Genomic DNA, 14,423 nt, shown 5'->3' with positions numbered 1-14,423 from the left:
GTCCTAGACGGTCGCGGTGAAAGCGCCATCGACATAGAGAATGTGGCCGTTGACGAAGCGCGCGGCCTCGGAGGCGAGGAAGACCGCTGCACCACCCAGTTCTTCCGGCTGGCCCCAGCGGCCCATGGGCGTGCGGGTCTCGATCCAGGCGTTGAACTTGTCGTCCTTGAGCAGGGCTTCGTTGAGCTCGGTGGCGAAATAGCCCGGTGCGATGCCGTTGACGTTGAGGCCGTGGCGGGCCCAATCGACCGCCATGCCGCGGGTGATATTGGCGACGGCCGCCTTGGTGGCGGCATAGGGGGCGACCGACGGACGCGACAGCTCAGAGAGCAGCGAACAAATATTGATGATCTTGCCGCGGCCGCGGGCGATCATGTGGCGGGCCACCGGCTGGCTGACATTGAAGACCGAGGTCAGGTTGGTTGCTATGACCTGGTCGAACCGTTCGGGCGGAAAGGCTTCGAGGCTGGAGCGGAACTGCATGCCGGCATTGTTGACGAGGATGTCGATCGGCCCGATCTCGTTCTCGATATGGGTTACGGCCTCATCGATACTGTCGCGGCTGGTGACGTCGAAGGCCACGGCATTGACCGTGGCGCCTGATGCGGTCAGGTCCTGTGCGGCGGCGCCGAGGGCGACGGTATCGCGGGCATTGAGCACCACGGCGGCGCCGGCACCGGCCAGGGCGGCGGCCATGGCATAGCCGAGGCCGCGGCTGGAGCCGGTCACCAGGGCACGTTTACCGGCGAGGCTGAACTGGTCGGCGATGCTGGTCATGTCGCACTATCCATGGCTGACTACTGCCGTTGTTAGAGGACGGGCCGGCCAGTGGCAAGTTTGGAACCCATGCGGCAAAAATCTTCCATACATGAAGCGGAGGTTTGCTCAAAAACCCGTAAATACGACTTCCGTCGGGGACTGGTTTGTGGTCAGGTTCGGCGCCATGCGTTAAGTGCATGCGTCGAAGAAATCTCGGAAGGACTGCTTGTATGTCGACTGCGGATATCGGCCTGATCGGCCTGGCGGTGATGGGTTCCAACCTCGCCCTCAACATTGCCGAAAAGGGCTACACTATCGCGGTCCATAACCGGTCTTCCGGGCGTATCGACGAATTCGTGGCCGAGGCCAAGAAGGAAGGCCTCGATGGCAAGACGATCGCCAAGTATGAGCTGGCCGATTTCGTCGCGGCGGTGAAGCGCCCGCGCTCCATCATCATCATGGTCAAGGCCGGCCAGCCGGTGGACGATATGATCGAGCAGTTGCTGCCGCATCTGGAAGAGGGCGATGCCATCATCGAATGCGGCAATTCGCTATTCACCGATACCCAGCGCCGGTTCGACTATCTCAAGCCCAAGGGGATCGGGTATCTCGGCGTCGGCGTATCCGGCGGTGAGGAGGGCGCGCGCCATGGTCCCTCGATCATGGTCGGCGGGTCCAAGGCGCAGTGGCACAATGCCGAGCCGGTGCTGACCGCCATTGCCGCCAAGTTCAACGGCGAGCCCTGCGTGGCCTATCTGGGTGAAGGCGGCGCGGGCCATTTCGTCAAGACCATCCATAACGGCATCGAATATGGCGACATGCAGATGATCGCCGAAGTCTATGGCGTGATGCGCGACGGCCTGGGCATGAATCCAACCGCTTGCGCGGAAGTGTTCAAGGAATGGAACAAGGGTCCGCTCAATTCCTACCTGATCGAAATTACCGGCCATGTGCTGGCCGCCGTGGATGGGCCGACAGGCAAGCCGCTGGTCGAGCTGATCCTCGACAAGGCCGGCCAGAAGGGTACCGGCGTCTGGTCCGCCATCGCCGCCCAGCAGATGGGCGTACCGGCAACGGCCATCGAAGGTGCGGTCGCTGCTCGTTCGATCTCGTCGCGCAAGGATGAGCGCGTGGCGGCCGAGGGCATTTACGGCAAGCCCAACCGCGCCAAGACCGATGTGACCCTGGCCGACCTCGAAAAGGCGCTGCTGGCTGGCAAGATCGTCAGCTATGCGCAGGGCTTTGCGGTGATCGCCAAGGCCTCCGAGGAAAACGGCTGGAACCTGCCGCTGGCCACCATCGCCAAGATCTGGCGCGCCGGCTGCATCATCCGTTCGCGCTTCCTCGACCAGATGTCGGCCGCCTATGAGAAGGGCGGCAATGCCAATCTGCTCGTGGTGCCCGATTTCGTGGCCATCATGAAGGACAGCCATCCCAGCCTGCGCAAGGTGGTCGCGGCGGCCGCCGTCGGCGAATTCCCGATGATCTGCCTGTCGGCGGCGCTCAGCTATTTCGACAGCTACCGCCAGGCGCAGGGCACGGCCAACCTGATCCAGGGGCAGCGCGACTTCTTCGGTGCGCATGGATTCGAGATCGCCGGCCGCGGCAGCGACCTGCACGGCACCTGGCCCAGCACGCTAGGCAAGTAAGAAACGAAAAGCCCTGCATATGCAGGGCTTTTTTATGCCTGTCAGCCTGTGCTGGACTGGCGGAACTGGCGCCGATCCAGGCTGGCATCACCAGGGAAGGGGGCGTCGCTACCCATGACGGCACGATCCTTGCCCGAGCGCTTGGCCTCATAGAGGGCCTGGTCCGCCGCCGCCATCATCTCGCTAATCGTGTCGTGGCGGGCTCCCGAATACAACCCCAGGCTCACGGTGACCGGGCATTCGCCGTGAATGCCGGCAAAGCGGGTCTGCGATACGGCCAACCGGATATCCTCGGCCCGCTCCAGCAGGTCCTCGTTCGTGCCGGTGCGGTAGAACAGGGTGAATTCCTCCCCGCCGGTTCGTGCGGTTAGTTCGGCTTCGCCGTGTTTCATCAGGACAAGGGCAATCGCCGCAATGACATCGTCGCCCACGGCATGGCCGAATTCGTCGTTGATGCGCTTGAAATTGTCGATATCGACCATGATGACTGCTGGTCGGATAGTCCTGAAGCGGTTACCGGCCAGGGCAAGCTGCACGCCTTTATGAAAGCCGCGCCGGTTGAGCAGGCCGGTGAGGAAGTCGCGATCGGCCTCCAGGCGCAACTCGTCGTTCATTCTTTCGGCAAGGGCGACAAGGAAGGCAATGCCCACGGCAATGGCAAGGGCGGGCGTCGCCGCCTGAACCGTGGCCCAATAGGCGGAGTAGCGCAGGGTTCCACCGCCATAGGTGTCGAGGTTGTCCATCAACGCGGCGAACGGGCGGATAATCCCCAAGCTTATAAGGCACACCATCAGCACCACAAAGGTCCAGTCCAGGCCGCTGGAAGGGCGAGCGCGGATCAGGGCGAGGGCGGAAGCCGAGCCGATGACGACATAGGCGGCGTTGACGACGTAGATGCGTGCTTCGGTCGATGGCGACACGAAGAGGAACCAGCAAAAGCCGACTGCGCAGAGGCCGCAGACAAGGGCGAAAAACCTGACGGGAACAGCGACCTTGGCCCGTAGCAGCGCACCGATACAGGCGCCCACCGTCGCAGCCAGGAAAAACACATTGGCCACGATGCGCGACAGCGGAGAATCGAAGGGCTGCATGAAGTCATTAGCCACGAAGGCCAGGCCGCAGGCGAAGAAGGACAGGCTCAATATGGCAAGATAGGTCTGGTCCGGGCGCTTGCGCCACAGCAGCAGAAAGGTGGTCGCCAGCATTGCCGTGACCACCGGATTCAGCAGCGAAAAGAAAAACTGTCCGGACACTGTTGGACTCACAACTCCCGTTCAGCCATGAGGCCGATTTTCCCATAAGGAACAGTTAAATGGCGGCGGCAGGATTGCAGTTGGGAAGCAATGTGATCGATGGCGTACGTGCCGCTAGATAAGCGAGCGGAACATCACGTAGCTGTCCACATAACCGTGCACCGGGTGGTTGAAAGCCTGGGGCAGGGTGCCGACGATATCGAAGCCCAGCTTCTGCCACAGGGCGACGGCGCGGGCGTTGGTCGAGACGACGTGGTTGAACTGCATGGCGCGAAAGCCACGCTCCTTCGCGCGGGCCAGCGAGTGCTCGCACATGGCGCGGGCCACGCCCTTGCCCTGGGCGGCGGGAGCGGTCATGTAGCCGCAATTGGCGACATGGGCGCCGCCACCCTGCTGGTTGGCCATGAGGTAATAAGTGCCGAGCACGACACTGTCATCCTCGGCGACGAAGACCTCGTGCGTTGGCCCGAACCAGTAGGCACTGACCCCGGCCCGGTCGAGGTCGCGGGCGATAGCATAGGTTTCGCCGGCTGCCAGCGTGGGCGCCACAATGTCCAGGATGGCAGCGTGGTCGGCGTCAGTTGCGGGACGAATTTCCATCGGTATCTTCTTCGATGGGTGCGATACGAACCTGGCCTGGCGGCGGCGTTTCAGGAACGTGGGGGTGGTCTGCAACACTGGGCCGGCGGCCAAGCTCGAAGCGCCACGCAGCAACGGCAAAGATCACCAGGGCGGCGAACACGCTCACGCTGGCGGCCACGAAGGGGGCGCCAGGGAAGTAGCCGGCAGAGCCGGGCGTGGTGGTGTAGTAGGAAAAGATCTGGGTGGCTGCCAAGGGGCCGATGATGGTGGCGAGGGAACTCGCGGCATTCACCGCGCCCTGCAATTCGCCCTGGCTGTTGTCGGGGACCTGGCGCGAGAGGACGCCATTGATCGCGGGCGGCGCCAGGCCGCTGACGGCGCCGACCATGATCGCCAGATAGAGCATGTAGAGATCGGTGGCGAAGCCGAGAGCGGCAAAGGCCGCCACGGCCGCCAGCAGGCCGATCATGGCGACGGCGGGTTCGCCGATGCCGCGTGACAGGGGGCCGGCGACCACGGCCTGGCTGATGGCAAATCCCAGCCCGAAGGCGCCCAGGGTTCGGCCGATGGCCGAGGAGCTGAAATTGAACACTTCCACCGTGAAATAGCTGAATACGGTCGGCAGCGCCTGGGCCGAAAGCTGGAAGAAGAAGAGCACGGCCAGCAGCCACAGCACCGAGGGATATGTCTTCAATGCGAGCACGGCGCCAAGCGGATTGGCCCGGCGAATGTCGAACTTGCGGCGCGAGGTTTTGGGCAGGCTTTCGGGCAGCACGAGCAGGCCGAAGAGGAAATTGGCAAAGGCGAGACCGGCGGCGGCGTAGAAGGGAACGCGCGGACCGAATTCGCCCAGTTCGCCGCCAATGACGGGGCCGATGATGAAGCCGAGGCCGAAGGCGGCGCCGATCAGGCCGAAGCGATGGGTGCGCTTATGGGGCGGGGTGATATCGGCCATATAGGCGGTGGCCGTGGCGAGGGCGGCGCCGGCTATGCCGGCAATGATGCGGCCGATGAAGAGATACCAGACCACCGGGGCGATCGACATCATCAGGTAGTCGAAGGTGAGACCGAGCAGAGAGGCCAGCAGGACCGGGCGGCGGCCGAAACGGTCGGAGAGATTGCCCAGCACCGGGGAGAAAACGAACTGCATGAAAGCATAGGCAAAGACCAGATAACCGCCGATGACGGCGGCATCGGCGACGCTGCCGCCGGTAAGGTCTTCGAGCAGTTCGGGCAGCACCGGCACGATGATGCCGACGCCAATCATATCCAGCAGAATGGTCACCAGAATGCAGGACAGGGTCAGGCGTGAACGGGTCGCTGCTTGCATACTTGGGCGCTAACCTTGTGAATCCTGACCGGCCTCGTTGTGTCGCGCAGTTGACACAGGCGGACCATTCAACGCAAGGCCGAACGCCGGCAAGTGGTTCCATCCTCGCGGGCAGCGCCGGGTCGGATCAGACGGCGTGGCGCTGGCTGGCAATATAGGTATCAAGGGCGTCGGGATCATAGACCCGCCCGTCGAAGAACAGGTCCGGACCCATTGTAAGCGCGCCGTCATGGCTGGGAATTGTTCGCGGGGCGGGGTGAGCGCCGTCGGTCTTGTAATCCGCGACGGGTGTTGCCGCCCCGATGGGTGCAAGGGCGATTCGATAGAGATCGGGGCGGAAGCAGGCTGCGGCGATGGCAGCATTGGCCGGGCTGGCAACGACCTGGCCCCAGCGCACCATCTGCGAATAGTACCATAGGGCGTGGCTCTTCCAGGGAAAGTTGGCGGCACCGGCATGGGGGACGAAATGGTCCGGAACCAGGCGGATGCTGCCGCCGCCAATGTCGAACCGGCCGGTCAGCGCACGGCTGACGATTTCGCTGCTGGCGTCGAGATAGGTCGGTGCGGCCATGATGCGCGCCGCTTCGGCGTGATTGGTGGGGTCGGAGCACCAGATGCCGGCGCGGTAGATGGCGCGGATCACGGACGAGACGAGATCGGGGTGTTTTTCCGCCCATGCCGTGCGCATGCCGATGACCTTGTCGGGGCTGGATTGCCAGATCGACGCCTTGACGGTGGCGATATGGGCACCCCTGGTGGCGACGCCGATGCTGTTCCAGGGTTCGCCGACGCAATAGCCGTCAATGCCGCCGGTACCTAATGCGTCGGGCAGGAGCGGCGGCGGCAGGACCACGATCTCGATATCACGGTCGGGCATGATGCCGCTGGCGGCGAGCCAGTAGCGCAATTCGTAATTGTGCGACGAGGTCTGATGCACGACGCCGAAGCGCAGTTTGCGGGGCGAGGCAGCGATGACGCGGGCGAGGGCAGCCCCGGCCGGGCCGGCGGCAAGGTCGCCGGGAGCGCCCTGGTCCGCCATGGCCTTCCAGAGATGGGCGCTGACAGTGATCGCGTTATTGCCCAGGCCGAGCACGACGGGGGCGATCGTCGGCGTGGCGATGGGTGTGAGGCCGAGGCTGGCTGCAAGCGGCATCGGCGCGAGCATCTGCGCAATATCGAAATGACCAATGGCGGCGCGGTCGCGGATATTGGCCCAACTGGTTTCGCGCACCAGGTGCAGATCCAGGCCCTCTTCCGCCGCAAAACCTTTTTCCTGCGCCAGGACCAGCAGAACGCTGTCGAGCAGGGGCAGGAATGCGGCGGTGAGGTGTGTGTCGGGCATGACGATTTCCTATGGGCCGAGCATGGCGGCTGCAGTCACAAGGCTCTGGGCGATGTCGACCATCCGTCGGTTCTGGTTCATGGCCGTGGAGCGGAGCAGGGCGTAGGCATCAGCTTCACTGAGATTGCGCGTCCGCATGAGGATGCCCTTGGCCTGTTCGATGAGCTTGCGGTCTTCGAGTTCGCTCCGGGCTTGTTCCAACTCGCGGGTAAGGCGAGAGAAGGCATTGAAGCGCGAAATGGCCATATCGAGGATCGGTTTGACGCGCTCCTTCCTGAGCCCATCGACTACATAGGCCGAGACGCCGGCCTCAACGGCCTTTTCGATCATCGCGCCATCCGAGCGGTCCACGAACATGGCGATGGGCCGCTGGATCGAACGGGACAGCGAGAAGAAATGCTCGAGCGTGTCGCGTTTGGGGTTTTCGAGATCGATGACGATGACGTCGGGCAGGATGGACTGGATGCTTCGGGCCACCTCATTGACGTCATGGATCACCGCGACAAGCGAATGTCCGGCCTCCCGCAGACCGTCCTCGATAATGGACGCTCGGATGCGGTTTTCGTCGATGATCAGAATTGAGAGTTCGGGGCCGGGCATCGGCGGCAGTTATGCCGGTGCTCAGAAAAAGCACAAGAGATGATCTTGCACAATTCGTATGCAATTTTTGACGACTGCCGCCGTCAGCCCTTTGCCGCGATTTCGTTGCGCCATGAATATTGCGGCGAAAAGCCCAGCATGCGCTTGGCCTTTTCGATCGAGAGCAGCGTGCCGTTGGCCGTGAGGTTGCCCTTGGAGGGCACGTCGGGGAAGACCTCGGCCAGGAGCGACATGTTGGAACGGCTCATGACCGTATCGGCATTGGCGATGATGAAGGCCTCGAAGCCCGTGAAATCGGCCTGGATCGAGCGGCGGACGGCCTGGGCGCCGTCGCGGGCGTCGATATAGGCCCAGAGGTTCCACTTGCGGCTGCGCGGATCGGCGTCAAATTTGGGGAAGGCGGCGTAGTCTTCCGGGTTCATGACGTTGGAAAAGCGCAGGCCGACAATGCGCAGGTCCGGGTCCCAGCGGCAGAACTGGGCGGCCATGGTCTCGTCCAGCAGCTTGCCGAGCGAATAGGCCGATTCAGGACGCGGATAGTATTCCTCGTCGACCGGGGCGTAGGGCGGCGGCGTGTCGAAGGGCAGGCCCAGCACGGTTTCGCTGGAGGCGAAGACGATGTTCTTGATGCCGGCAAGGCGGCTGGCCTCGAACACATTGTAGGTGGTTGGCACATTGTTGGCGAAGGTGCGGGCATTGGCGGCCAGGCCCGGTGCCGGAATGGCCGCCAGATGTACTACGGCATCAAATGGCCCCTTGCGCTCGTCAACGCCGCCGAGGATGGCGGCGGCAACCTCGCCGAAATTGGTCAGGTCGATCCGCACGCTGGGGCAGATGGGCTCGGGCAAAGCCTGCTGGTCGATATTGAGAACGTCGTAGCCATGGGCCACCAGGTCGCGCAGTACGGCACGTCCCAGCTTGCCGCTCCCACCCGTCACCAGAACCTTGGGCATGCGAACCTCCTCTGTTTGCAGGCGATTTTGTCGTTGTAGCGGCGCCAGCCTAAGCCGGAACCGCCCCGCTGCCAACGGCCCCCGTCGCAGTTGGAGCGGGTAAACCGCCGATGAACGTGCGTCTCAGGGAGCGTTCAAGAGCCAAGGCGCAGAACAGCGCCACGCTCGATGACCCATCGAGAAGGCCGCATGAGCCGGCCACCCAAACACAGGAGACGTCAATGTTGAAACTTACCGCTTTGGCCGTTCTAGCCGGCCTTGCCACTGCCGCCACCACGCTGCCCAGCGCAGCGCAGTTCGCCGCCGTACCCGGTGGGCCGAACAATCCCGTCACGCACGAAAGCAGCGAATGCGACGATCAGTTGGGTTTCATGCCGCGTGTCAGCCGGGCTGATATCGAATCGATCAAGGGACAGCCGGTCTATCTCGTCCCCGTTTGCGAGTACGGGCTGATCGGTCGCGGCCACGACTACACCTGGCTGTTCATCGACGGCAATGTCGACACGCTGCGGCTGCCTCTTGCCCGCAACAGCACGCTGATGACGGCCCTGACGGCCAGGGGCTACGACCAGCACGATGTGGTGTCGCTGTTCTTCGGCGGCGGCGACAGCATCTACCTCTATGTCCACCAGCGCGACATGCGTTGAGCCGGGCCGCAAACCCTGCCCGCCAGATGAACGGTTTCTGAACATGGGTCTCAGGACCAGTTCAAGCCGGGTCGGGCAGGGTGATCCCACAAACGAGATGTCCAGGGGGACAGAATGAACAAGCAACAGGAAAAAGTACTCGTCGCTTCGCTTTGCGGCCTGGTTGTCGTCGCCGCCGGCGCTTTCGCCGTGCAGCCCGCCATGGCCGCCGGCTACCAGGTGGACCAACTGGCCAAGGTGACGGGCGTGGCCCATTGGGACCAGCTCAATGTCCGCAAGTGGCCGGCGTCCTATTCCCAGCAGGTCGGCGCCTTCACGCCGGGCAGCCATGTCTGGGTGGAGCGCTGCATCCAGGCCAAGACCGGTTCGGACTGGTGCCTGGTCGATGCGCAGGACACCACCGGCTGGGTGAATTCCCGCTACCTGACCGTCGTCTACGACTGGGACCTCTAGTCCCGGTCGTTAGCGTCGGCGACGGCGGAGACCCGGCGGTTTGCGGCTCAACCATCGCCGCAGATCGTGAACCGCAAGCTGTTCGGGCCTCCACCCTCGCCGATGCGAGTTTCGTGCCTGCCTCCTTCCCATGCTCTGTTGACTTTTCCGGTCCTGCGCTGTTCGTGAGAACCAGCCTGGACCGGAGTTTTTTCCATGACTGCCAATCCCGTTCTTGCCGAGACCATTCGCGGCAACTGGGTCGAAAACCGTCATCGCGGCGCCTATGCCGTGGTGGATGCCGATGGCCGCATCATCGCCTCGGAAGGCGATATCGAGCGGCCCGTCTTTCCGCGCTCGGCCATCAAGTCCATGCAGGCGCTGCCGATCTTTGCGCGCCATGCCGACGAGCGGTTTCACCATACCGAGGAGGAACTGGCGCTGGCCTGCGCCAGCCATCATGGCGAGGATATCCATGTGGCCACGGCCAACGGCCTGCTGACGCGCATGGGGCTTTCGGCTGCCGATCTGGAATGCGGCGCGCATATGCCGACCAATGCCGCGGCGCGCGAGGCGCTGCGGGCGGCGGGTGATGAACCCAGTGCCTTGCACAATAACTGCTCGGGAAAGCATTCCGGCATGCTGAGCGTGGCTTTGGCCATGGGCGTGCCGACAGCCGGTTATGTCGGCCGCGAGCATGCGGTGCAGAAGGCGGTGCGTGGCGCCGTCGAGGCAGTGATCGGCGAGAGCTTGACCGAAGGCAAATGCGGCACAGATGGTTGTTCCATTCCCACTTTCGCCGCGCCCTTGCGGGCCTTTGCCTTTGGCTTTGCCCGCATGGCGACGGGCAAGGGCCTGTCGGCCGAACTCGGCACGGCGGCGCAGCGCTTGTTCGATGCGGCGACCAGCCATCCGCATCTGGTGGCGGGCTCCGGCCATGCCGATACGCTGCTGATGGCGGCATTCAGGGGAAGGCTGATGCAGAAGGTGGGGGCCGAAGGCGTGCAATGCGGCGCCATTCGCGACAAGGGCTGGGGTTATGCCCTCAAATGCGATGATGGCAATATCGCGGCTTCACAGGCCATGCTGGCCGGCATGCTACTGAAACTGGCCGAGCCGGATGCAGAGCAAAAGGCCTTGTTGGAAACGCTGGCCCATCAGCCGATCAGGAGCGTGCGCGGAGCGGAAGTGGGGGAACTACGAGCGGTGGTCTAGGGGCTGTGGGAAGCTGAATTTTCTGTCCAGCCATCCCACCGTGTCATTCCCGCGAAAGCGGGACCCCCAGTTTTCCCATGGCGCTTCCTGAAACGGAGGGACTGGGCGCGCGCGGCCGGCGTAGGGGCCAAAATGGCAAGTCCGGCAAGGACATGGCGGCGGTTGGCGGGCAGGGCTTTTCTCATGCTGGCATTGTGCCGTGCCGTGCCGATCCCGCCATCAACAATGGAAAACAGAGTTACGAGTTGTCCCGCCGCAACCGGGGCGGCTATAAGAACCCAACTTAAAGGATGGCGGCGCCGATGCTCGTTGACGACAAGATCTTTCTCGGGACCAGCACGCATCCCGAATACCTGGCCCTGAAATATGGCAATCGCCATGGGCTGGTGACCGGGGCGACCGGTACCGGCAAGACGGTGACCTTGCAGGTGATGGCCGAGGGTTTTTCGGCCGCCGGGGTGCCGGTCTTTGCCGCCGATATCAAGGGCGACCTGAGCGGTGTGGCCAAGATGGGTGCGGCGCAGGACTGGCAGAGCCAGCGGGCCCAGGATATCGGCTTTACCGACTTCAAGGACGACGTGTTCCCGGTGATTTTCTGGGATCTGTTCGGGCGGCAGGGCCATCCAATCCGCGCCACCATTTCGGAAATGGGCGCACTGCTGCTGAGCCGGATGCTCGAGCTCAACGACACGCAGGAAGGCGTGCTCAACATCGCCTTCAAGCTGGCCGATGACGAAGGGCTGCTGCTGCTCGATCTCAAGGATCTCAGGGCGCTGCTGGTGGATATCCAGGAGCGGGCCAAGGAAATCTCCACGCGCTACGGCAATGTCTCCACCGCATCGATCGGGGCGATCCAACGGGCCCTGCTGGTGCTGGAACAGCAGGGGGCGGAGAATTTCTTCGGCGAGCGGGCGCTGGATATTGCCGATTTGATGCGTACCGACCGGGACGGGAAGGGGTTCATCTCGATCCTGGCAGCGGACGAATTGATGCGCGCGCCAAGGCTTTACGCGACATTCCTGCTGTGGATGCTGAGCGAGCTGTTCGAAGAACTGCCTGAGGTGGGCGACCCGGACAAGCCGAAGCTGGTGTTCTTTTTCGACGAGGCGCATCTGCTGTTCGACGATGCGCCCAAGGTGCTGATCGACAAGGTCGAGCAGGTGGTGCGGCTGGTGCGGTCCAAGGGCGTGGGCGTCTATTTCGTGACGCAGAACCCGATCGATATTCCCGAGACGGTGCTGGCCCAGTTGTCCAACCGGGTGCAGCACGCCTTGCGCGCCTATACGCCGCGTGAGCAGAAGGCAGTACGGGTGGCGGCCGATACGTTCCGGCCTAATCCGGAGTTTTCGACCGAGGAGGTCATTACCCAGCTCGGCATCGGCGAGGCGCTGGTCTCGGTGCTGGAAGACAAGGGCATTCCCTCCATGGTGGGGCGTACGCTGATCCGGCCGCCTTCGGCGCAGGTGGGGCCGCTGTTGCCCGAGGAGCGGCGGTCGATCATCGCCAATTCGCCGGTTGCCGGGCTCTATGACACGGCAGTCGACCGGGAATCGGCGTTCGAAAAACTGGCGCAGAAGGCGCGCGACCGCCAATTGGCCGAGGAGCGCCAGCGGCAGGACGACGCTGCGGCCAAGGCCGAGCGGACCTATCAGGACGACAAGCCGCGCCGTAGTTCCAGCCGGCAGACGCCGACCGAGGCAGCGATGAATTCGCTGGCGCGCACCGTGGCCAATCGACTGGGCAACGCGCTGGTGCGCGGTATTCTCGGTGGATTGAAGCGCGGCCGATGAGCATGACGGACACCGCCGCACCCGTCGTTGCCGTTTTCGCCTCGGACAAGGGGCCCGGCGACCCCGAGCGGGCGTCGATCATGGGCCAGGCTGGCACCTATTTTGCCCGGCGTGGCGCCCATATCGTGTGCCTGGCGGAAAATGGCGTCATTCCCGTGCCACTGATCACGGCGGCGCGGACGGCGGGCGGGCTGGTGCAGATCGTGGCCGACGCGACCATCGCGCTGCCGAGGGCCCTGGCCGGCGTGACGATGGAAGTGTTGCCGGATCGGGACGAGCGGCTGACGCGGGTGGCGCAACTGGCCGATGCTTATGTGGCTTTGCCCGGCTCGCTGGCCTCGGCTTCGACGCTGTTCGGCAGCTGGGCCGCTGCCAGGGCACAGGGGCGGACGCCGCCGGTGGTGATGCTCAACCGGCACCGGGCCTATGAGGTGATGCGGGGCTACGCCGCCGACGTGCTATCGCCTGGGCTGCCTGGTTATGAGCGGGCCGTGCAATTCGCCGACAGCATCGAGGATTTGTGGGCGCGGCTGAGCCGGCTGGTCAGCGAAGCCCGCTAAGGCTTCGACGACGCGTTCTCAGTAGACCTCACCTGAGCCTGTCGAAGGACGAGGTCGTGGCACGATTGAGGCACGCCCTCGTGGTTCGACAGGCTCACCGTGAGGGCTACTGAAATGCCTGGGTCAGAGCTTGTAGACCTTGACTGGCTTGGTGCTGCCGCGGGCGATGATGCCCTTGAATTCCAGGTCGAGCTGCACGCCTTTCATCCACCAGCCGGCCTTTTCGCCGCCGGGGAAATGTTCCTGCGACAGGATCGGCCTGATGGCTTCGCGAAGTTCAGCCGGGGTCATGCCGGGGGCCTCGGCGGGCAATACGGCGAGCACCGCCTCTTTCATCGCCATGAAGCGAGCCTTGTCGACCCGGACCTTGTGATCGGGCGAGACGGCATTTTCCATCAGGTATTTTTCGGCTTCGTCCTTAGCCATGGCGGGTCTCCTTGAAAGCGCGGTCGAGGGCATCGGCGAAGCCGGCGGCATCGGTTTCGAAACCCATATGGTCGCCGGGGAAGGGGGTAGGGGTAATGTTGAGAGCGGCGGCCAGGGCCTGACTCATGGCCTCGATGGGCTGGCCGGCGGATTGCTCGCCGATGGCGACGATGATGCGGGGAGCGCCGCTGCGCAACGTGTCGAGCCGGGGCTGGTAGGTGCTGAGCGGCAGCATGCCGTGGGCCAGCCAGTATTCGAAGTTGCCGGAGACGCGCGCGAAGGTTTCGGCGGCCTCGGGCGGCATGTCGAAATCCGGCGGGCCTTCGGAATCGTCGCCGTCGAGGCCGTTTTCGGCGAAGAACTGGCCCATGGCGGCTTCGACGCCGTCGCGCTTGTAGGTTTCGTGCAGGGCACGTTCACCGGCCAGGGCGGGCTCGGGATCGGGCAGGAGCATGATGGTCGGCGGCTCGTGGGCCACCAGTGTTGCAACATGATCTGGATGGCGGGCGGCGAGGCTGAGACCGATCTGGCCGCCGCCGCTGGTGCCGAAGACGAAGGCCGGGCCACCGCCATTGGCCGATATCAGCGCCGCGGCGTCGTCGGCCAGCAGGTCGACGTCGAGGGCGCCGGGTTCGGCATCGGTCGTGGTGCGGGAATTGCCGCGGGGGTCGAAGGCGAGGACCGTGTAGCGGTTACCGAGATGCGCCGCGAGGTCGGCGAAGACGCCGGCATCCTGCGGGCCGCCGGGGATGATCAGCAGCAGGGGGCCAGTGCCGCAGGTTTCGTAGTAGAGCGTGGCGCCAGGGGCGGCGAGGGTGTGGGGACGTGAGGCTGGCATTGCGGAGTCTCCTGTCGATGAGAACTGGACGGTCTAGTTCTGAAGTT

15 protein-coding genes are annotated in these 14,423 nt (G+C 63.9%); 6 read left to right on the top strand and 9 right to left on the bottom strand.

The window, feature by feature from the left end; genetic code table 11:
- Nucleotides 1-3: 3 nt before the first annotated feature.
- Nucleotides 4-777 (bottom strand): SDR family oxidoreductase, encoded by a 774-nt coding sequence (locus NVV79_RS20590; protein WP_303993532.1) that lies wholly within the window; start codon nucleotides 775-777, stop codon nucleotides 4-6.
- Nucleotides 778-989: 212 nt separating this feature from the next.
- Between NVV79_RS20590 and gndA the strand changes: the two genes are divergently transcribed.
- Nucleotides 990-2,408, top strand: coding sequence for an NADP-dependent phosphogluconate dehydrogenase (gndA, locus tag NVV79_RS20585; protein ID WP_303993530.1), 1,419 nt, complete (start codon nucleotides 990-992; stop codon nucleotides 2,406-2,408).
- 41 nt (nucleotides 2,409-2,449) lie between these two features.
- Here the strand turns inward: gndA and NVV79_RS20580 are convergent, their stop codons facing one another.
- From NVV79_RS20580 to NVV79_RS20555, 6 genes are all read right to left on the bottom strand, one after another.
- Nucleotides 2,450-3,661: a GGDEF domain-containing protein gene (locus tag NVV79_RS20580; protein ID WP_303993527.1), complete on the bottom strand. Its 1,212-nt coding sequence runs from the start codon at nucleotides 3,659-3,661 to the stop codon at nucleotides 2,450-2,452.
- 114 nt (nucleotides 3,662-3,775) lie between these two features.
- Nucleotides 3,776-4,261 (bottom strand): GNAT family N-acetyltransferase, encoded by a 486-nt coding sequence (locus NVV79_RS20575; RefSeq protein WP_303993524.1) that lies wholly within the window; start codon nucleotides 4,259-4,261, stop codon nucleotides 3,776-3,778.
- Complete coding sequence (locus NVV79_RS20570) at nucleotides 4,239-5,573, bottom strand: TCR/Tet family MFS transporter (protein ID WP_303993521.1); 1,335 nt, start codon at nucleotides 5,571-5,573, stop codon at nucleotides 4,239-4,241. The genes NVV79_RS20575 and NVV79_RS20570 overlap by 23 nt, the downstream gene beginning before the upstream one ends.
- Before the next feature lie 127 nt (nucleotides 5,574-5,700).
- Complete coding sequence (locus NVV79_RS20565; protein WP_303993519.1) at nucleotides 5,701-6,915, bottom strand: CmpA/NrtA family ABC transporter substrate-binding protein; 1,215 nt, start codon at nucleotides 6,913-6,915, stop codon at nucleotides 5,701-5,703.
- A 9-nt stretch (nucleotides 6,916-6,924) separates the two neighbouring features.
- A complete protein-coding gene (locus tag NVV79_RS20560) occupies nucleotides 6,925-7,515 on the bottom strand; it encodes an ANTAR domain-containing response regulator (protein WP_303993516.1) in 591 nt (196 codons plus the stop codon).
- A gap of 83 nt (nucleotides 7,516-7,598) precedes the next feature.
- Nucleotides 7,599-8,468: an NAD(P)-dependent oxidoreductase gene (locus NVV79_RS20555; protein ID WP_303993512.1), complete on the bottom strand. Its 870-nt coding sequence runs from the start codon at nucleotides 8,466-8,468 to the stop codon at nucleotides 7,599-7,601.
- 221 nt (nucleotides 8,469-8,689) lie between these two features.
- Between NVV79_RS20555 and NVV79_RS20550 the strand changes: the two genes are divergently transcribed.
- From NVV79_RS20550 to NVV79_RS20530, 5 genes are all read left to right on the top strand, one after another.
- The gene (locus NVV79_RS20550) at nucleotides 8,690-9,115 is read left to right on the top strand and encodes a hypothetical protein (RefSeq protein WP_303993509.1); all 426 of its coding nucleotides are present in this window, start codon (nucleotides 8,690-8,692) and stop codon (nucleotides 9,113-9,115) included.
- A gap of 114 nt (nucleotides 9,116-9,229) precedes the next feature.
- Nucleotides 9,230-9,568, top strand: a complete 339-nt coding sequence (locus NVV79_RS20545; RefSeq protein ID WP_303993506.1) for an SH3 domain-containing protein — start codon at nucleotides 9,230-9,232, stop codon at nucleotides 9,566-9,568.
- A 195-nt stretch (nucleotides 9,569-9,763) separates the two neighbouring features.
- Nucleotides 9,764-10,762: an asparaginase gene (locus NVV79_RS20540; protein ID WP_303993503.1), complete on the top strand. Its 999-nt coding sequence runs from the start codon at nucleotides 9,764-9,766 to the stop codon at nucleotides 10,760-10,762.
- 302 nt (nucleotides 10,763-11,064) lie between these two features.
- Nucleotides 11,065-12,552, top strand: a complete 1,488-nt coding sequence (locus tag NVV79_RS20535; protein WP_303993500.1) for a helicase HerA-like domain-containing protein — start codon at nucleotides 11,065-11,067, stop codon at nucleotides 12,550-12,552.
- Nucleotides 12,549-13,112, top strand: a complete 564-nt coding sequence (locus NVV79_RS20530; RefSeq protein ID WP_303993497.1) for an LOG family protein — start codon at nucleotides 12,549-12,551, stop codon at nucleotides 13,110-13,112. Before NVV79_RS20535 ends, NVV79_RS20530 begins: the two co-directional genes overlap by 4 nt.
- Nucleotides 13,113-13,235: 123 nt before the next feature.
- Here the strand turns inward: NVV79_RS20530 and NVV79_RS20525 are convergent, their stop codons facing one another.
- Together NVV79_RS20525 and NVV79_RS20520 are read right to left on the bottom strand one after the other, a co-directional pair.
- Complete coding sequence (locus NVV79_RS20525) at nucleotides 13,236-13,538, bottom strand: hypothetical protein (protein ID WP_303993494.1); 303 nt, start codon at nucleotides 13,536-13,538, stop codon at nucleotides 13,236-13,238.
- Nucleotides 13,531-14,376: an alpha/beta fold hydrolase gene (locus NVV79_RS20520; RefSeq protein WP_303993490.1), complete on the bottom strand. Its 846-nt coding sequence runs from the start codon at nucleotides 14,374-14,376 to the stop codon at nucleotides 13,531-13,533. Before NVV79_RS20520 ends, NVV79_RS20525 begins: the two co-directional genes overlap by 8 nt.
- Nucleotides 14,377-14,423: the final 47 nt, after the last annotated feature.

It is taken from the genome of Devosia ginsengisoli (assembly GCF_024707105.1).
GTDB classification, from domain to species: Bacteria; Pseudomonadota; Alphaproteobacteria; order Rhizobiales; family Devosiaceae; genus Devosia; species Devosia ginsengisoli_A.
The sequence above is the reverse complement of the archived record's forward strand: the minus strand, read 5'-3'. Positions and strand labels throughout refer to the sequence as shown.